Genomic DNA, 17813 nt, shown 5'->3' on the forward strand with positions numbered 1-17813 from the left:
ACCCGACCGACGACAGGGGGGCGAGGTGACCGAACCAGCGCCGCCGCACCGGCAGCCCGAGGAGGGGTACCGGCACGGCCGGCTGACCGCCCGCCCCACCACCGTGGCCGCGCCCGGCCCGACGGGTCCGGCCGAGGTCACCGATCCGGCCGGCGGGCCGCCCGCGCTGCGCCACGTGCCGGCCGGCGGCGAGGGGCCGTACCGGCTGGTGCTGCTGCTGCACGGCGCGGGCGGTTCGGCCCGGCAGGGCCTCGACCTGCTGCTGCCGCTGGCCGACGCGCACCGGCTGCTGCTGCTCGCCCCGCAGGCGCTCGCCAGCACCTGGGATTTGATCGCCGCCGGGTACGGCCCGGACGTGGCCCGGATCGACGCGCTGCTGGCCGCGACGTTCCGCGCGTATCCGGTGGCCGGGGTGACCGCGGGCGGCTTCTCCGACGGCGCCTCGTACGCCCTCTCCCTGGGCCTGACCAACGGCGACCTGGTCGACGCCGTGGTGGCCTTCTCCCCCGGCTTCGCCGCGCCGCTGGTCACCCACGGCCGGCCCCGGTTGTTCGTCTCGCACGGCACCGACGACCGGGTCCTGCCGGTCGACGTGTGCAGCCGGCGGCTGGTGCCCCGCCTGCACAGCCTCGGCTACCCGGCCGAGTACGCCGAGTTCGCGGGCGGGCACGAGGTGCCGGCGGAGATCCGGCGGCGGGCGGTGGACTGGCTGGTGGGGTGAGCCGGCGTCAGTGCCCCGGCCCGGTGACCGCCGCGTCGACCCGGGCGAGCACCGTCGCGTCGTCGTCGCCCACGCCCCGCAGCAGGTCGATCGCGGTGGCCCGGACCTGCCCGATGATCATGGCGAGCGGCAGCGTCTCGCCGGGGGTGAAGAGCCGGCCGGCGGCCCGGACCGCCTCCAGCGCGGCGACCTCGACCCGCTCGGCGTGGGCGTCGGCGACGCCGTCCTGCCCGGTCAGGTCGGCGGCGAGCGCGTCACCGGCCGAGCGCACCGCCTCGGCGAGGGTCCGCACGGCGCCGCCCAGCTCCGCCGGGACCGGCGCCGACCCCCGGGTCAGGGTGACCGCGGCGCGGGCGAGCACCCGGACGTTGCGGACCGCGTAGTCGATCTGCCGGATGGAGCCCTCCACCGAGCGCAGCCGGCCCAGGTGCCGGCGGCGGCGCACGTTGAGCCGCAGCGCCTCGCCGGCGGCCCGCACGGCGCCGCGCAGCCGCTCCACCCCGGCGTCGGCGTGCCGGGCCCGCTCCAGCGCGGCAAGCGCCGCCGCGTCGTCACCCCGGTCGAGCGCGTCGGCGATCTCGTCGAGCACCCCGGCCAGCTCGGCGAACGTGTGCCGGAACTCGCTGACCAGCGGGGCGAGCGGCCGGCGGGCGTCGACGAGCTGGCTGGCCACCACGGCCACCGCGCCGCCGATCAGCGCGTCGACGAACCGGAACGGCACGAGCGACTCGGTCGGCGGGGAGACCACCACCAGGTAGAGCGCCGAGACGGCCGCCTGGACCACGGTGACCGAGCTGGCCCCGACGGCCACCGCCAGGGCCACGGTGAGCAGGATGACGGTGAGCACCGTCCAGGTGCTCCGGGGGCCGAGGGCCTGCACCACCAGGTCGGCGACGAGCACGCCGGCCGCGACGCCGAGCACCACCTCGACGGCCCGGCGCATCCGCTGGCCGCGCGCCTGGCCGAGCACGATCAGCGCGGCGGCCGGGGCGAAGAACGGCTGCGTGTGGCCGACCAGCCGGGTGGCGAGGATCCACGCCACGGTGGCCGCCAGGGTGGCCTCGACCACCGGCAGCCAGCCGCGCCGCAGCCGCCCGGCCGCCTCCCGGACGGCCGCTGCGGGCCGCGGCGGGGCGTCCGGCCCGCCGCGCCGTCGTAGCCGGACCGCGCTCCACCCCGCCATGGCCTGCCTTCCTGTCGCGCCCGCCCACCCATCCTGCGGCCTGGTCGCCCCGGTCGGCAGCGGTGGGCGCCACCCCGAACCGGTGGCCGCGGTCACGGCCGGGGCCCGACCCGGCCGGTCAGGCCCCGGTGAACGCCCGCAGCAGGGTCCGCACGCCGGCCCGGAGGTCCTCCCGGCTGGCCGGGGTGCCGGGCGGCGGCGCGCTGAGCGCCCCGGCGCCGACCAGGCGGTCGAAGAGCAGCCCGTCGATGAACGCGACGAGCTGGTCGCCCTGCCGGCGCGGATCCGGCGCGCCGGCGCGGGCCAGCAGGTCCCGGGCCTGGACGCGGAGCGCTGTGCCGTGCTCCAGGATCCGGCGCAGCTCGGGCCGGTGCACCGCCTCCAGGAGGCAGGCGTACCGGGCGAGGGTCCGGCTGCGCCCGGTGGTCAGCCAGCGGTCGAGCACGTCGGCCACCCCGGCGGCGAGCTGGTCGAGCGCGTCCGGCCCGAGCGGCGCGGCGGCGGGTGGTGGTGCGGTGGGCAGCTCGCGGGCCGCCAGGTCGGCCCGGTCGAGGTCGGCCAGGCGCTGGACCACGGCCTCGATCAGCGCCTGCCGGGTCCGCAGGTACGCCGAGGTGGTGCCCGGCGGCATCCCGGCGCGCGCGTCGACGGCCCGGTGGGTCAGGCCCCGCATGCCGCCCTCGGCCAGCAGTTCCACCGCCGCGTCGGCCAGCCGGGCCACCCGGGCCGCCCGTCCACTCACTGTCGCCCCCTCCACACCGACGTTCTACGGATGTAGTATGACCTTCTACAGGCGTAGAAGGGGTGGTCGGCCATGGGCGAGCCGCACGCGACAGTCGTCGGCGCCGGCATCGGCGGGCTCGCCGCGGCGCTGGCCCTGCACCGCCGGGGCTGGCGGGTGACGGTGCTGGAACGCGCCGCCGCGCCACGCGAACTGGGCACCGGCCTGACCCTCATGGCCAACGCGCTGCGCGGGCTGGACGCGCTCGGCGTGGGCGACACGATCCGCCGGCAGGGCGTGCCGGACTCGCCGGGCGGCCTGCGGACCAGCGACGGCCGGTGGCTGTCCCGGATCGACGGGGCCGCGCTGGAACGGACGCTCGGCACCGCGGCGCTCGGGATCCACCGGACCGCGCTGCATCGGCTGCTCCGCGCGGCCCTGCCGGCCTCCACACTGGTCACCGGGGCCGAGGTGGTCGACGTCGACGCCGACCTGCCCGCCGTGACGTACCGGCGGAACGGCACGCCGACCACGCTGCGGGCAGACCTCGTGGTCGGGGCCGACGGGCTGCACAGCGTGCTGCGCCAGCGGCTCTGGCCGGACCTGCCGGCCCCGGCGTACTCCGGTTCGACGGCCTGGCGGGCGGCGATCCGCTGGACCGCGCCGGTGGCGACGGCCGTCACCTGGGGGCCGGGCCGGGAGTTCGGCACCGTCCCGCTCGGCGACGGAGGGCTCTACTGGTACGCGGCGGAGACGGCCCCGCGGGGCGGTCACGAGCCGGACGAGCTGGCGGCCGTCCGGGACCGCTTCGGCGGCTGGCACGAGCCGATCCCGGAGCTGCTGGCGGCCACGCCGCCCGAGGCGGTGCTCCGGACCGACCTGTTCCACCTGGCGACCCCGCTGCCGTCGTACGTCCGGGGCCGGGTGGCGCTGCTCGGTGACGCGGCGCACGCCATGACGCCGCACCTGGGGCAGGGCGCGGGGCAGGCGATCGAGGACGCCGTGGTGCTCGGCGCGGCCTGCGCCGGCAGAACGGACGACCTGGCCGGCGCGCTGGCCGCGTACGACCGGCAGCGGCGGCCCCGCAGCCAGGCGATCGCCCGGGCCTCCGCCCGCGCCGCGCGGTACGGCCAGCAGTTGCGCCACCCCGCGGCCGTCGCCCTGCGCGACGGCGTGCTCCGGCTGACCCCGGCGAGGGCGGCACTGCGCGCCGCGGCCCGGTACGCCGACTGGCGGCCGCCGGGATGAACGAAATTGCGCGCAGCGCAATCCTCCAGAATATCGATCGGGCGCGTTTTCCGGGTCGTCCGAATGGGAGAGCGGACCGGTAAGATCGGCGACAAACCGGTGACTGATCGCTGACTGCGAGACGTGACGGCGGTCACACACACTGTGCCCATGAATACGGGACTCGGCCGCAGCAGGGCATTCCGCCTCGCGGTGTGTCTCGCCCTCGTGGCGGCACTGAGCGGCTGCATGCAGCTCAATCTGGGGCTGACCGTCGACCCCGACGACACGGTCACCGGCCAACTCCTGCTCACCGCCGAGAAGTCCGTGCTCAAGCGGCGGAACCCCGACGTCGCGGCGGCCTTCGCCGAGCTGCGGCAGAACATTCCCACCCTCCCCGCCGGCGCCGAGACGCGATATGAGGACGCCAACTACTACGGCATTCAGATCGCATACCGGAAAACGCCGTTGTCGCAATTCACCAGCGAGAGTCTGAATCTCGCCCGGGACGGCGATCTCTATCGCTTCTCGCTCCCGCTCGATCCCAAGAAATACGGCGGAAAGGTCGCCGAACAGGATCCGCGGAACCAGCAGGCTTTCATGACCTTGATGTCCTTCGAGATCTCGGTGACCTTCCCCGGCCGGGTGCTGGACACCAACGGCACGATCAACGGCCGGTCGGTGAGCTGGAAGGTGGTCGCCAACCAAACCAAGCCGGCCGAACTGCGTGCCGTGGCCGAGGCCCCGGCACGACCCTCCGCCCCGGTCACCTCGGCCGCCGCCGCGGCCGCCGGCGGCGGGTTCCCCTGGCTGCTGGTCGTCGGCGGGGTGGTCGTGCTGCTGCTGGTCGCCGTGGTCGTCGTCCTCCTGCTCCGCCGCCCGCGCGGCCCGGTCGCCGCCGCGCCGGCCGCACCCACCCCCGCGCCCACTCCCCCGGCCGACCGGCCGGCCTGAGCGGGCGCGGCGCCGCCACCACCCGGGCGGCACCCGGATCCGCACCAGCCGGGGGCCGCCGCACCACCCACCCCGACCGCACCACCGCACCAACCGAAGAGGGGGATCGCCGTGAACGATCTCTTCACCTGGGCCGCCCTGGGCAGCCTCACCGGCGCCAGCGCCGCCACCCTGCTCGCCACCAACGTCATCGGCGGCCTCATCGGGCCGAGCGGCGACAAGGCGCGCAAGTGGATCGCCCTGGGCTTCGCGCTCGTCCTGTCGTACCTGACGGCCGCCTTCGCCGACGACGCGGGACCGGAAAAGTGGATCATCGCGTTCTTCAACGGGCTGGTCATCTTCTCCGCCGCCCTCGGCATCAACCAGCTGCCGCCCGGCAACCGGCAGGCGACGAACGCGTCGCCGACCCAGCTCGCGCAGGGTCGCGAGCCCCGCTACATCCGCTCCTGGGTCTGAGAGAGGTGACCCCCATGGTCCTCGGCATCATCAGCGCCGCCGTCCACATCGTCCTGGGCGCCGTGCTCGGCGGGGCGGCGGGCGGCACCATCGGCCTGCTGGTCGGCGCGGTCGTCGGGCTGCTCGTCGGCGCGCCGTTCGGCTGGGCGGTCGCCTCCGCCGGCACCTACGGCGCCGACCCGAAGGGCATCTTCCTCTTCGTGGTCGACCACACCTGGAGCCTGCTCAACACCGTCGCCGGCGCGCTCTACCTGACCCTGCACCTGGTCTTCGGGCACCAGCTCGACCGGGTAATCTCGCAGGGCAGCGGGCGGGTCAACGTGGTCGAGGGCGTCTCGCCCCGCTACGCCACCACCATCGGCACCGTCTGCGCCGGCTCCAGCCCCGGCATCCAGCGGCACGAGGACGTCCACGTCCTCCAGGCGCGCCTGCTCGGCCCGCTCTACCTGCCGCTGGTCGCGCTCAACTACGTGCTGTTCACCATCGCCCCGGTGTGGCTGCTCTGGCACGACCACAGCAACGCGCCGATCAACCGGTTCACCCGCTACTTCGAGATCGGCGTCTACCCGCACGTCTGGAACGAGGCCATCGCGTACCGGATCCAGGGGACGCCGCCGCGATGACCGGAGCCATCGAGGCGGCCGTGGCGGACCTCGCGGCCTGGCTGACCGGGGCGGCGGGTGACCCCGTCCCGGTCGGCCCGCCCCGCGACGCCCCCGACGGCGGTCTCACCGTCTGGCCGCTGGAGCTGCGGCCCGCCCGGCAGACCGCGGCCAGCGGCGGGGCCCGCGAGCCGTACCGGTTCGTGGTCCGGCTGCTGGTCAGCGGCGGCGGGCCGGCGGCGCTGCCGGCGCTGGACCGGGTGCTGGCCGCCGCCACCGCGGCCGGCCAGCCCGAGGTAGTGCTGGCCGCCGGGGACCCGGCGCTCTGGCGGGCCCTCGGTGTGCCGCCCCGGCCCGCGCTGCTGCTCGACGTGCCGGCGCGGATCGACCGGCCGGCGCCGTCCGCGCCGCTCGTGCGGCAGCCGCTGCGGCTGCGGCAGCTCGACATGCGCACCCTCGACGGCCGGGTGGTCGGGCCGGAGCACCAGCCGCTGGCCGCCATGCGGGTCGAGCTGGTCGGCACCGCCCAGGCCACCGAGACCGACGCGGCCGGCCGGTTCCGGCTGGTCGGCGTCCCGCACGACCCCGACGCCCCGGACCGGCCGGTGCGGATCCGGCTGATCGGCCGGGGCCGCACCCACACCGCCGAGCTGGACCCCGCCGACGGAGACCACGTCGTCGTCTGCACCCCCGACTGACTCCTCGAGGAGGACCGATGCCCACCTACTTCTCCCCCGGCATCTATGTCGAGGAGGTGCCCAGCGGGGCCCGCCCGATCGGCCCGGTCGGCACGAGCACCGCCGCCTTCGTCGGCGTCGCGCCGAACCGCGCCGCCCACGTCGACGAGGCCCTCGCCGTGAACAGCTGGTCGGAGTTCCTCCGGCTCTACGCCGACGGCGAGCACCTGGAGAGCACGCCCCTGGCGCGCGCGGTCTTCGGCTTCCTCGACAACGGCGGCACCCGCTGCTGGGTGGTCAACGTCGGCGAGGGCGGCCAGCTCACCGGCACCGGCGGGCGGCGCAGCGGCCTGCAACTGCTGGAGGCCATCGACGAGATCTCCATCCTGGCCGCGCCCGGCTACCACGACCCGGTCTCGCACGAGGCGCTCATCAGCATGGCCGAGCGGCTGCGCACCATGGTCGCCATCTGCGACCCGCCGCCCGAGGTGGCCGACATCTCCCGGCTCACCCGGGTCGCCACGCCCGGCAAGCCGTCGTCCGGCAAGCCCGCCGAGGGCACGCCGAAGCCCGACGACGACCCGCCCGACGGCGACCGACCCCGGCAGTCGGACTTCGCCACCTACTACTTCCCCTGGATCCGGGTCCGCGACCCGCTCAGCGGCGACCTGGTCCTCACCCCGCCGAGCGGGCACGTGGCCGGCATCTGGGCCCGCACCGACGCGCTGCGCGGCGTGCACAAGGCGCCGGCCAACGAGCCGGTCCGCGGCGCGGTCGACCTGGCGTACCGGGTCACCCGCCCGGAGCACGACGTGCTCAACCCCAAGGGCGTCAACGTGATCCGCTTCTTCTCCGGCGAGGGCATCCGCCTTTGGGGCGCCCGGACGCTCGCCGCCGAGGCCAGCGAGTGGCGCTACCTGAACGTGCGTCGGCTCTCCATCGCCATCGAGCTGGCCATCGCGGGCGGCACGCGGTGGATGGTGTTCGAGCCGAACGACTACACCCTGTGGCGCTCGATCCGGCGGGACATCGGCGCGTTCCTCACCCGGGTGTGGCGCGACGGCGCGCTGCTCGGCCGCACGCCCGAGGAGGCGTTCTTCGTCAAGTGCGACGAGGAGACCAACCCGGCCGACGTGCGCGACGCCGGGATGGTGGTGGCGCACATCGGCATCGCGGTGGTCAAGCCCGCGGAGTTCGTGGTGTTCAAGCTGAGCCAGTGGGCCGGCGGCACCGAGACCGAGACGATCGGAGGCTGACATGCCCACCACGGCCACCCCGCAGCCGGGCGCGCCCGTCGACCCCTACCGTGCCTACCACTTCAAGCTGCTCATCAACGGCATCACCAACGGACACTTCACCGAGGTCAGCGGCTTCGAGGTGGCCATACCGTCGCTCGCGTACCGGGAGGCCGGCAACGAGCGGATCCGCGCGGTCCCCGGCCAGGTCGAGTACGCCCCGGTCACCCTCCACTTCGGCCTGACCGCGTCGCGCGAGCTGTGGGACTGGGTGAACGCGGCCGCGAAGGGCACGGTGAACCGGCGCAACGTCTCGGTGGTGCTGCTCGATCCGGCCGGCACCGCCGAGGTGCTGCGCTGGAACATGATCAACGCGTGGCCCACCCGGTGGCGGGGCGCCCACTTGAACACCCTGTCCCAGGAGATCGCCATCGAGGCGCTGACCCTCGCGTACGAGGGGCTGGAACTGGAGTCCGGCGGTGCCGCCGCCCCGGCGCCCGCGTGACCGGCTGGCCCGCCTGCTCCGGGCCACCGCCGACCGCCTCACCACCGGGCCCAGCGCCAACCGCCTCACCACCGCGTCCGCCGAGACGCGCGCACCGCGCCGCCCCGGCGAACCCCCCGAGCACTGGCTCCGCCTGGTCGCCACCCACGCCCCCGGCCTCCTCCACGACCTCCCCCGCTCCGCACCCACCGCCGCCGACCGGCCCGCTCCCGTCGACCGGGATGTTCTCGTCGGATCCGACCCGAACTTCGTGATCGACGAGGCCGGACCGGGCGCCGGCGGGGCGGAGGCACGGGGTGGGGAGCGGGGCGTTCCGGCGCTGCCGCTGCGGCCCGCGGTTCCGAGGCCGTTCGCGTGGGGGGCGGGCGATGAGGCGACCAGGGCCTCCGGCGCGCAAGCGGAGGGCTTCGCCTGGTTGCCGGGACGCTTCCGCCTCGGGGGCGGCTCCGGCCGGGCCGGGGCAGCCGGCCGGGCCGGGCATGCCGACCTCGGCAGGCTCGCCGGACCGGACGGGCGTGCGGGAGGGCTCGCCGGCCCGGGCGGGCGTCCGAACGGGCTCGCCGGCCGGGCCGGACGTCCGGGCGGGCGTGCCGGGCGGAGTGGACCTGCCGGGCCGGGCTGGCCTGCCGAGCCGGGCTGGCCTGCCGAGCCGGGCTGGCCTGCCGAGCCGGGCTGGCCTGCGGATGCCGACACGACGGGCGGCGACCCGTACCGGTACTCGTTGACCTCGGGTGACGGGAACGCGGGGCACGCACCGTCGCGGAGCGGCGTCGCCGCCGGAGGCGGATCCACGCCCGGCGGCGGGGACGCCCGGCCGCTCGGCCTCCGACGGGGACCGGTCGCACCCGGCGCCGGGGCGCACGCACCCCACGCCGGCCTGCCGGATGCCTCGTCTTCCGGCGACGCCGCCGTCTCGGCCGGGTGGTCGTCCCACCGGGCCGCCTGGACGGGATCGTCGCCCGGCAAGCCGGGCGGCCCACCGGGATCGTCATCCCGCGAGACCGGCGGCCCGCCGGGATCCTCACTCGGCCACCCGTCGGCGTCGTCGCCCGGCCGGACCGGTACCCCACCGGGATCGGCGTTTCCCGGAATGACCACGCCATCGGGGCCGGCGGCCGGTGCGACCGGTGCGCCGCTGGGGCGCGCCCGGTCGGGGACGGGCAGCGTCGCCGGCGGCCGCCCCGACCGGGGCCCGGTCGGCCACACCGCCCGGGTGTTCCCGGCACCCGACGCCGGCCCGCCCGTGCCGACCGTCCCGTTCCCCGGCCCGGCCCCGGGCCCTCGCCGACCCGGCCGGTCGGCCGACGCGTCACCGTTCGACGGCGGCGCCGGGCCGGCGACATCCGGGATCGGCACCGCCGGGGCGGCGTCCCGGGCCCACGACCGTCGGGTGCACCTGTTGTCGCTGGGACGACAACAGACGCACCCGAACCCGAACGGAGACGGCACCGCCGGACGGCCGGCGCCGGGCCGTCCGGACTGGACGGCCGCGGCCACCGGGCCGTGGCCCGCGCTGCCGCCCGAGGCCGGTGACGCCGGTCGGTGGCCGGCGCCGCCGCACGCGGCCGGCGACCGTGCCCCGGGCGCGCCGGGACCGGCCCGGCAGGATCCGTGGCCGGCGCTGCCCGACGACCGGGAGCTGTGGGCGCCGGCGGTCCCGGCACCCGACGGCGACCGGCTGGCCCGGCTCGACCGGGAACAGGCGGGTGACTGATGGAGCGCGTCGCCTTCCTCGTGGACGAGTCCGGCACCCGGGTGGACTGCCTGCTCAACCCGGAGACCGTGCAGGTGACCCGGCTGGCCGGCGTACGGCCCCGGGGCGCGCCGGACGGGCCGCTCACCGGGGCCGGCCGCGCCGACGACCCTCTGGTCTTCACCGGCGGCGGGCGGACCGAGCTGGTGCTGGACCTGCTCTTCGACACCGACTTCGTGGAGTCCCCGGTACGCCCCGAGGACGTCCGCGCGCTCACCCGTCCGCTGTGGATGCTGGCCGAGAACTCCGCGACCGAGCACGGCTGGCTGCGGCCCCCGCTGGTCCGGCTGGTCTGGGGCAAGACCTGGAACGTGCCCGGTGTCATCGTGGCCATCGCGGAGCGCTTCGACGCGTTCACCCTCACCGGCACCCCGCGCCGCTCCTGGCTGCGGCTCAAGCTGGTCCGGGTGGCCGAGACCGCCGAGGCGGCCCGGGCGGGCTTCGAGGAGGAGTTGGCCGCGGCGAGCACGCCGACGGTGCCGCCCGGGTCGGCGGTGGTCGCCGCGGCCGACGGGGCGGCCGAGCCGGGCTGGTCGGGGGTCCGCTTCGACCTGCTCGCCCACGACGCGCTCGGTTCGCCGCTGCGCTGGCGGCTGCTCGCCGAGCACAACCGGATCACCGACCCGCTGACCGTGCCGGCCGGCACCGCCCTGGCCGTGCCGGCCGCCGCCACCGCGCCGCTCCCCGCCGACGCCGCCACTGGAGGTGCGCCGTGATCCGGGCCGCCGCCGTCACGATCGACGGCATCCCGCTGGCCGACCCCGGGCGGCTGCGCGGCGTCCGGGTCGCCGCCCGCCTGGACCAGCCGGCCCAGTGCGAGCTCACCCTGGCCACCGCGCCGGGCGCCGCCGCCCTCGACCCCCCGGTACGCCCCGGCGCCGCCCTCGACCTGCGGCTGGACGGCCAGCCCGACGCCCTGTTCACCGGCGAGGTGACCGGCGTCGAGGTGGAGTACGCCGGCGACGGCGCGGCGCTGCTGCGGGTGCGGGCGTACGACCCGCTGCACCGGCTGCGCAAGCGGCAGGAGCTGCGGGTGTTCGAGTCGGTGACCGCGGCGGAGCTGGCCGGGGAGCTGTGCGCCGACGTGAGGCTCACCGTCGACGCCGACACCGACGGGCCGCGCCTGGACCGGCTGCTCCAGCACCGGCACACCGACCTGGAGCTGCTGTGCGAGGTGGCCGGCCGGGCCGGCCTGCACCTGACCGTCGACGGCGACCGGCTGCGCCTGCTGACCCTCGACGGTCACGGCGACCCGGTCCCGCTCACCCTCGGCGGCACCGTGCACACGCTGCGGATCGCGGAGAACCTGGACCGGGCCGGCGGCGGGTGCGCCGCGCTGGGCTGGCACCCGCAGCGCGCCGAGCCGCTGCGCCAGGAGGCCGGCGAGGCCCGCTCCGGGCGGCGCATCCCGCTGCGTCCGGACCCGGGCGGGGTGGGCGCGGACGGGGTCCGCACGGCCGTCGACCAGCCGGGCCGCAGCGACGACGAGCTGGCCGCCCTGGCCCAGGCCGGGCTGGACGCCCGGATGGCGGCGCTGGTGACGGCCGAGGGCACGGCCGAGGGGGATCCGGCGTTGCGCCCCGGCCGGCGGGTCGCCCTGGCCGGCGTCCCCGAGCCGGTCGCGGGCGTGTACGTGCTCACCGAGGTGGTGCACACCCTCGACGCGAACGGGCACCTGACCCGCTTCTCCACCGTCCCGCCCGGGCCACCGCCGGCCGCGCCCGCCGCGGCCACGGTCACCCTCGGCACGGTCACCGACGTGGACGACCCGGACGGGCTGGGCCGGGCCCGGGTCACCCTGCCCACGTACGGGGACCTGGACGCCGGCTGGCTCGCCGTGGTCTGCCCGGGCGCGGGCCGGGGCAAGGGCATCGTGGCGCTGCCCGACCCCGAGGACACCGTGCTCGTGGCGCTGCCCGGCGGCGAGCCCGCCTCGGGCGTCGTGCTCGGCTCGCTGTTCGGCGCGGTCGAGCCGTACGACGCGGGGATCGTGTCCGGCCGGTCCCGGCGCTGGTCGATGCGGACCGGCACCGGGCAGTCGATCGTCATCGACGACGACGGGCGCACCCTGCGCCTGGCCACCGACGGCGGCAGCTTCGTCGAGCTGCGTCCCGAGCTGACCACCGTGCACGCGGCCGGCGACCTGGTGCTCTCCGCGCCGGGCCGGGCCATGGTGGTGCGCGCCCGCACCGTCGACTTCCTGCAGGCGGAGGCGGCCGAGGACGCGGAGACCGCCGCCGCCCAGGCCCGTACCCTCGCCCGCGCCCACGGAGGTGGCTGATGCGCTGGATCCACCGCGACTCGCTGATCACCTGCGACCACGACGGGCGGGTGGCCAACCGCCCCTCCCAGGGGTGGGTGACGGTGCGGGGCGTGCCGGTGCTTGTCGAGGCCGACCCGGAGGGGCGCGACATCACCGCCTGCCCCAACTACGGCCCCACCATCAAGCCCTGCGCGAAGACGCTGAGGGTGACCGTCGGCTACAGCGCCTGGCTGCGGGTGGACGGTCACCGGGTGGTGCTGTCGCACCTGGACGGGCTGACCGACGGCACCCCACCCGGGCTGGTCCACCACACCGTCCGCGACCCGCGGCAGACGTTCCTGGGGGCGGACGCATGAGGGCCTTCCGGTTCGTCGGCGCCGGCTTCGACGCGGGGCGCACCGGCGGTCTCGCGCTGACCGCCGCCGGCGGCCTGGCCATGACCGACGGCGACGAGACCGTACGCCAGGCGCTGTTCCTGCTGCTGTCCACCACGCCGGGCGAGCGGCTGATGCGTCCCGGGTACGGCTCCCGGCTGCACCGGCTGGTCTTCGCGCCCAACGACGACACCACGGCCGGGCTGGCCATCCACTACGTGCGGCAGGCGATCCGGCGCTGGGAGCCGCGGGTCGAGGTGCTCGACGTGGACGCCGGGCCGGACCCGGACGACCCGTGGCGGCTGGTGATCCGGCTGGACTACCGGGTCCGGGCCAGCCTCTCCCCCGGCCAGCTGGTCTTCTCCGTCGACCTGCTGCCCGTCGACGACGAACCCGGCGAGGAGGGTCCCGCATGACGCTGCCGGTGCCGCACCTGGACGACCGCGCCTTCCTCGACCTGGTCACCGAGGCCCGGGAACGGATCCGCCGGTCCTGTCCGGACTGGACGGACCTCTCCGCGCACGACCCGGGGATGGCGCTGCTGGAGGCGTTCGCCTACCTCACCGAGGTGATGATCTACCGGCTGAACCAGTTGCCGGAGAAGGCGTACGTCTCGTTCCTCAACCTGCTCGGGGTGACCCGGCACCCGCCGGCCGCTGCCTGGGCGGACGTCCGCTTCACCCGGACCGGCGCGGACCGGGGCGCGGTCCGCGTCCCGGCCGGCACCCGGGTCGCCGCCGCCCGGGGCGCGGACCCCCGGCCGGTCGTCTTCGTGACCACCGAGCCGGCCGTGCTGCCCGCGGGCGAGACCGAGGTGACGGTACGCGTGCACCACTGCGAGCCGGTCGAGGCGGAGCTGCTGGGCACCGGCACCGGGCAGGCCGGGCAGGTGTTCCGGGCGGCCCGGGCGCCGCTGACCCGGACCACCGAGGCGCTGGACCTGCTGCTCGGGGTGGAGGTGCCCGCCGGGTCGGTGGAGCTGGGCGCGGCCGCCCGGGAGCACGAGGGCCGCACGTACGAGGTCTGGCGGCCGGTGGACAGCTTCGCCGGTGTCGGCCCGCAGGCCAAGGTCTACCTGGTCGACCGCGCCTCCGGCGTGGTCACCTTCGCCCCCGCGCTGGACCTGCGGCCGGCGGACGGGGCCGGGCCGGGTGTCGAGGGGGCGCCCGGCCCGGTGGCGGCGGTGCCGCCGGCCGGGCGGCAGGTCCGGCTGTGGTACCGGTGCGGCGGCGGGCCGGCCGGGAACGTGGCGGCCGGGACGCTGACCAGCCTGCGCGACCCGCTGCCCGGGCTGCGGGTGGACAACCCGGCGCCGGCCGCCGGCGGCCGGGACCTGGAGTCGATGGAGTCGGCCCTGGCGCGCGGCCCGTACGAGTTCTTCGCCCAGCAGCGCGCGGTGACCGCCCGGGACTACGAGATCCTGGCGGCCGGTTCCGGCGCGGTGGCCCGGGCCCGGGCGTTCACCCGGGCCTCGGTCTACAGCTTCGCCCGCCCCGGCGAGGTCGAGGTGGTCCTGGTGCCGTACGTGCCGGAGCAGGCCCGCCCGGGCGGCCGGCTGCCGGTGGCGGTGCTGCGGGAGCACGAGGTCGAGGAGGCGCGCCGCCGGGTGGAGGCCGACCTGGAGCGGCGGCGGGCGCTCGGCACGGCGGTGCGGGCCGGCTGGGCGCGCTACAAGGCGGTCTCCATCCGGGCCCGGGTGGTGGTCCGCCGCGAGGAGGACGTCGACGCGGTCCGGCGGCGCGTCCACGACCGGCTGCACCAGACGCTCAGCCCGCTGCCCACCCCGCTCAACCCGGCCGGCTGGGCGTTCGGCGAGCCGCTGCGGGCCTCCAACGTGTACCGGATGCTGGAGCACGCCGAGCCGGGCGTGCGCTACGTCGAGTCGGTCCGGTTCGTGGTCGACGAGGCGCCGGACGCGCAGGTGCGGACCGTGGCCGTCGACCAGTACCAGCCGGGCACCTGGTACGCCGGGCGAGGCCCGGTGCTGTTCCGCTCCACCGACGCGGGCGCGGGGTGGGAGCCGGCCGGCCGGTTCGACGGCGAGAGCGTCGTCCGGGTGGTGCCCGCCCCCGCCCCGGTCCGCCCCGGCGTGGTGCCGCGGGCCGGGTCGGTGGCCGTGGTGACGGCGCGTGACGCGGGCGGCTCCCGGGTCCGGTTGAGCACCGACCTGGGCGAGACCTGGACGCTGCTCACCGACCTGGACTCCGGCGTGCGGGACCTGGCCTGGATCGACCGGGACGGCGCCGGGGCGCTGCTGCTGGCCACCGACGCCGGCCTCTACGAGGTGTCCCTGCTGCCGGGCGCGGTGCCGTTGCAGATCCTGGTCGACCCGGCCGACGCCGACCGCGGCTTCTACGCGGTCCGGTCGTTCGTCTCCGAGCGCGGCGCGCCCGGGGTGGCGGTGGCCGCCCAGGCCGGCTTCGGTGTCTACCTGTCCACCGCGGCCGGCCGCCCCGGCACGTTCGCGCACGTCGGCCTGGCCAACGTGGACAACCGGGTGCTCGCCGTGCAGTACGACGGCCCGGCCACCCTGCTGTGGAGCGGCGCCGGCGAGCCGGACCCGAAGAAGCCCGGGCAGGGCTGCCACCGCACCCGGCTGTTCGAGTCCGACGTGAAGTGGCAGTCGGTGGCGGCCGGCTGGATCGGCGGCACCTGCCGGGACCTGGCGTTCAGCGGCACCCTGGCGCTGGCCGCCACCCAGAGCGGCGGGGTGGTCCGGCTGGACACCCTGGCCGCGCAGCCGCAGTGGCAGCCCGTGATGGTCAACTGCGGGCTGCCGCTGCGCGACCGCACCCGGTTCGTCCCGGTCGACGCGATCGCCGCCACCGCGCCCTCCGGCCCGGGCGGGGCAACCCGGCTGGTCCTGGCCGGCGGCGAGCGCGGTGTGTACCGCAGCGGCGACGCGGAGGACTGGACGGCCAGCGCCAACCAGGCCACCGCCGACGTGGTCACCGTCCCCGGCACCTGGCTGCTCTGCTCCGGCGAGCACGACATCGAGGTGGTGCGGCAGGATGCGCCGAGCGGCGATTGAGCGGCTGCTGCCGGCCGCGTACCAGCGGGCCGCCGGCCCGGGCAGCGTGCTGGGCGCGCTGCTGGACGTCATGGAGGCGCTGCACGCCCCGGACGAGGCGGTGCTCGCCGACGTCGACGCGCTGTTCGCGGCGTACCGCACGCCGGACGGGTTCGTGGCGTACCTGACCCGGTGGGTGGCCATGGACCACGTGGTCGCCGCGCCCCGGGCGGACGCGCCGCTGCCGCTGCCGGTGGGCCGGCTGCGGGACCTGGTGGCGCACGGCGCGCTGCTGGCCCGGTGGCGGGGCACCCCGTACGGGATGCGCACCGCGCTGGAGCTGGCCACCGGGGTGACCGGGTTCGTGCTGGAGGAGCCGGCCGAGCGGCCGTTCCACGTGGTGGTCCGGGTGCCGCCGGCCGCCGCCGACCGGCTCGCCCTGGTCACCCGCATCGTCGAGGCGGAGAAGCCCGCCGCGGTCACCGTCGAGGTCACCACCGACCCGGCCCCCGACCCCGCCGACCCGGAACCGCCCGCCGCGGACGCCGAAGCCGCCGACGCCGACGGCGACGGCGACGGCGACGGCGACGGCGACGGCGACGGCGACGGTACGGCCACCGGTGTGGCGTCCGTCCCCGCGGTCGGCCGGGCCCGCGTGCCGTCCCCCGCACCCCACGAGCAGCCGTCAGAGGAGCCGTCATGACCACCGAATGGGCCGTCGTCGCCGCCGCCGAGCAGTTCACCCTGGACGCCCGCAACTGCGGCGAGCTGACCTTCACCGTCTCCAACCCGGGCGAGGCGCCGGACACCGTGGTCTTCGACGTCGCGCCCGGCGAGGGCAGCCAGCGCGGCTGGTTCACCGTGGCCGAGCCGCAGCGGGTGGTGCCCGGGCAGGGCTCGGTGTCGTTCCTGGTCCGGCTCGCCGTGCCGCCCGGCACCCCGCCCCGGCGCTACGACATGACCGGCTTCGCGTACTCGGCGAACACCGCGCCCGAGGAGAGTTCCCGGTCCAGCGGCCGGGTGACGTACGACGTACGGGCCGTCGTACCCCCGAAGCGCGCGCCGTGGCCGTGGCTCGCGGCCGCGGCGGCGCTGCTGCTGGTGGTGGGCGGGGTGGTCGCCTGGCTGGTGACCCGCGGCGGTGATCCGCCGCCCCCGCCCCGGGCCCAGGTGGTGACCGTGGAGGCGGAGAGCCTGGTCCCCGGCGCGACGGTGCAGTCGACCACCGCGGCGGCCGCGCAGGTGGTGTCCCAGCCGAACTGCTGCGAGGTGGTCTGGTCCGGCGACGCCCAACTGTTCTTCCAGGGTCGGGCCGTGGGTGACCGGGTGACCGTCTCGGTGGACCTGCCCGCCGACGGCACCTGGCGCCTCGCCACCGTGCGCACCACCTCGTTCGACTACGCGAACACCATCTGGCTGGTGGACGGCCGGCAGGTCGGCGACACCTTCTTCGGCTTCACCCCGACCGTGGTCCGCACCGACTTCGTGGACGTGGGCACCGTGGAGCTGGCCCGGGGCCCGCACAAGCTGACCCTGGTGGCGGTGAGCCGGACGCAGGGCACCGACAGGTACTTCGCCGGGGTCGACCAGATCCGGTTCACCCAGCTCCTCGCGCCGTGAGCGGGCGGCAGAAGGTGCTGCTGGCGGCCCTCGCCGGGCTGCTCGTGGTGCTCTACCTGGTCGCGGTGGGCGGCGGCCGGCACGACCGGGGCGACCCGGCCGCCGGGCCCGGCTGGCTGGCCCGCTTCGGCGGGACCGCCGGCACGGTGGACCCGGCGACGGTGACCGTGGCCTGCGTGCCGCCGGCCGGCGAGCCGAGCCCGTCCGCCGACGGTCTGGTGGTCGGCTTCGGCACCGCCTGCCGGCTGCGGGTGGCCGACCCGGGCGGCCTGCGCAGCCTGGTGCTGCGCAGCGGGGCGCCGTTCGTGGTGAGCGCCCCGGCGCCGGGCGACGCCGACGTCACGGTCACCGACGAGGTGGCGCCCGGCGACGACGGCACGGCGGTGGCGAAGGTGGCGGTGGACGGGGCGACCGAGGTCGCCCTGCGATGCCCGGGAGGTGGCGGATGCGTGGTCACCGTCGCCCGGTCCTGACCGGACGCGGGCCGGGCCGGCCGGCGCCGGCCGGTGGGG

19 protein-coding genes are annotated in these 17813 nt (G+C 76.9%); 17 read left to right on the forward strand and 2 right to left on the reverse strand.

Going from position 1 to position 17813, the window contains the following annotated elements; translation table 11 throughout:
- The first annotated feature begins 25 nt into the window (after window positions 1-25).
- A complete protein-coding gene (locus ACZ6PY_RS17065) occupies window positions 26-721 on the forward strand; it encodes an alpha/beta hydrolase (protein WP_466073165.1) in 696 nt (231 codons plus the stop codon).
- Between the two features lie 7 nt (window positions 722-728).
- Here the strand turns inward: ACZ6PY_RS17065 and ACZ6PY_RS17070 are convergent, their stop codons facing one another.
- Both ACZ6PY_RS17070 and ACZ6PY_RS17075 read right to left on the reverse strand, forming a co-directional pair.
- Window positions 729-1904: an FUSC family protein gene (locus ACZ6PY_RS17070; RefSeq protein ID WP_466073167.1), complete on the reverse strand. Its 1176-nt coding sequence runs from the start codon at window positions 1902-1904 to the stop codon at window positions 729-731.
- Window positions 1905-2022: 118 nt separating this feature from the next.
- Complete coding sequence (locus ACZ6PY_RS17075; RefSeq protein WP_466073169.1) at window positions 2023-2646, reverse strand: TetR/AcrR family transcriptional regulator; 624 nt, start codon at window positions 2644-2646, stop codon at window positions 2023-2025.
- Between the two features lie 72 nt (window positions 2647-2718).
- Between ACZ6PY_RS17075 and ACZ6PY_RS17080 the strand changes: the two genes are divergently transcribed.
- The 16 genes from ACZ6PY_RS17080 (at window position 2719) to ACZ6PY_RS17155 (ending at window position 17774) form a co-directional block, all read left to right on the forward strand.
- Complete coding sequence (locus ACZ6PY_RS17080; protein WP_466073171.1) at window positions 2719-3873, forward strand: FAD-dependent oxidoreductase; 1155 nt, start codon at window positions 2719-2721, stop codon at window positions 3871-3873.
- A gap of 123 nt (window positions 3874-3996) precedes the next feature.
- Window positions 3997-4806: an LppM family (lipo)protein gene (locus tag ACZ6PY_RS17085; protein ID WP_466073173.1), complete on the forward strand. Its 810-nt coding sequence runs from the start codon at window positions 3997-3999 to the stop codon at window positions 4804-4806.
- 111 nt (window positions 4807-4917) lie between these two features.
- On the forward strand, window positions 4918-5262 hold the full coding sequence (locus ACZ6PY_RS17090) for a hypothetical protein (RefSeq protein ID WP_091258907.1): 345 nt from the start codon (window positions 4918-4920) through the stop codon (window positions 5260-5262).
- Window positions 5263-5276: 14 nt separating this feature from the next.
- The gene (locus tag ACZ6PY_RS17095; RefSeq protein WP_466073175.1) at window positions 5277-5885 is read left to right on the forward strand and encodes a glycine zipper family protein; all 609 of its coding nucleotides are present in this window, start codon (window positions 5277-5279) and stop codon (window positions 5883-5885) included.
- Window positions 5882-6562 carry a carboxypeptidase-like regulatory domain-containing protein gene (locus tag ACZ6PY_RS17100; protein WP_466073177.1) on the forward strand — a complete coding sequence of 227 codons (681 nt, stop codon included), beginning with the start codon at window positions 5882-5884 and terminating at the stop codon, window positions 6560-6562. The genes ACZ6PY_RS17095 and ACZ6PY_RS17100 overlap by 4 nt, the downstream gene beginning before the upstream one ends.
- Window positions 6563-6579: 17 nt before the next feature.
- On the forward strand, window positions 6580-7797 hold the full coding sequence (locus tag ACZ6PY_RS17105) for a phage tail sheath family protein (RefSeq protein WP_466073179.1): 1218 nt from the start codon (window positions 6580-6582) through the stop codon (window positions 7795-7797).
- A gap of 1 nt (window position 7798) precedes the next feature.
- Window positions 7799-8281, forward strand: a complete 483-nt coding sequence (locus tag ACZ6PY_RS17110) for a phage tail protein (protein ID WP_262285647.1) — start codon at window positions 7799-7801, stop codon at window positions 8279-8281.
- A gap of 1090 nt (window positions 8282-9371) precedes the next feature.
- Window positions 9372-9995: a hypothetical protein gene (locus ACZ6PY_RS17115; protein WP_466073181.1), complete on the forward strand. Its 624-nt coding sequence runs from the start codon at window positions 9372-9374 to the stop codon at window positions 9993-9995.
- The gene (locus ACZ6PY_RS17120) at window positions 9995-10750 is read left to right on the forward strand and encodes a CIS tube protein (RefSeq protein WP_466073183.1); all 756 of its coding nucleotides are present in this window, start codon (window positions 9995-9997) and stop codon (window positions 10748-10750) included. Before ACZ6PY_RS17115 ends, ACZ6PY_RS17120 begins: the two co-directional genes overlap by 1 nt.
- Window positions 10747-12315, forward strand: coding sequence for a phage baseplate assembly protein V (locus tag ACZ6PY_RS17125; RefSeq protein WP_466073185.1), 1569 nt, complete (start codon window positions 10747-10749; stop codon window positions 12313-12315). The genes ACZ6PY_RS17120 and ACZ6PY_RS17125 overlap by 4 nt, the downstream gene beginning before the upstream one ends.
- Complete coding sequence (locus ACZ6PY_RS17130; RefSeq protein ID WP_466073187.1) at window positions 12315-12653, forward strand: hypothetical protein; 339 nt, start codon at window positions 12315-12317, stop codon at window positions 12651-12653. Before ACZ6PY_RS17125 ends, ACZ6PY_RS17130 begins: the two co-directional genes overlap by 1 nt.
- The gene (locus tag ACZ6PY_RS17135; protein WP_466073189.1) at window positions 12650-13087 is read left to right on the forward strand and encodes a GPW/gp25 family protein; all 438 of its coding nucleotides are present in this window, start codon (window positions 12650-12652) and stop codon (window positions 13085-13087) included. The genes ACZ6PY_RS17130 and ACZ6PY_RS17135 overlap by 4 nt, the downstream gene beginning before the upstream one ends.
- The gene (locus ACZ6PY_RS17140; protein ID WP_466073191.1) at window positions 13084-15702 is read left to right on the forward strand and encodes a putative baseplate assembly protein; all 2619 of its coding nucleotides are present in this window, start codon (window positions 13084-13086) and stop codon (window positions 15700-15702) included. The genes ACZ6PY_RS17135 and ACZ6PY_RS17140 overlap by 4 nt, the downstream gene beginning before the upstream one ends.
- A complete protein-coding gene (locus ACZ6PY_RS17145) occupies window positions 15683-16384 on the forward strand; it encodes a phage tail protein (protein WP_466073193.1) in 702 nt (233 codons plus the stop codon). Before ACZ6PY_RS17140 ends, ACZ6PY_RS17145 begins: the two co-directional genes overlap by 20 nt.
- Window positions 16381-17301 carry a carbohydrate-binding protein gene (locus ACZ6PY_RS17150; protein ID WP_466073195.1) on the forward strand — a complete coding sequence of 307 codons (921 nt, stop codon included), beginning with the start codon at window positions 16381-16383 and terminating at the stop codon, window positions 17299-17301. Before ACZ6PY_RS17145 ends, ACZ6PY_RS17150 begins: the two co-directional genes overlap by 4 nt.
- A complete protein-coding gene (locus ACZ6PY_RS17155; RefSeq protein ID WP_466073197.1) occupies window positions 17298-17774 on the forward strand; it encodes a hypothetical protein in 477 nt (158 codons plus the stop codon). The genes ACZ6PY_RS17150 and ACZ6PY_RS17155 overlap by 4 nt, the downstream gene beginning before the upstream one ends.
- The last annotated feature ends 39 nt before the right edge of the window (window positions 17775-17813 follow it).

The organism is Micromonospora sp. NPDC048907 (genome assembly GCF_055586885.1).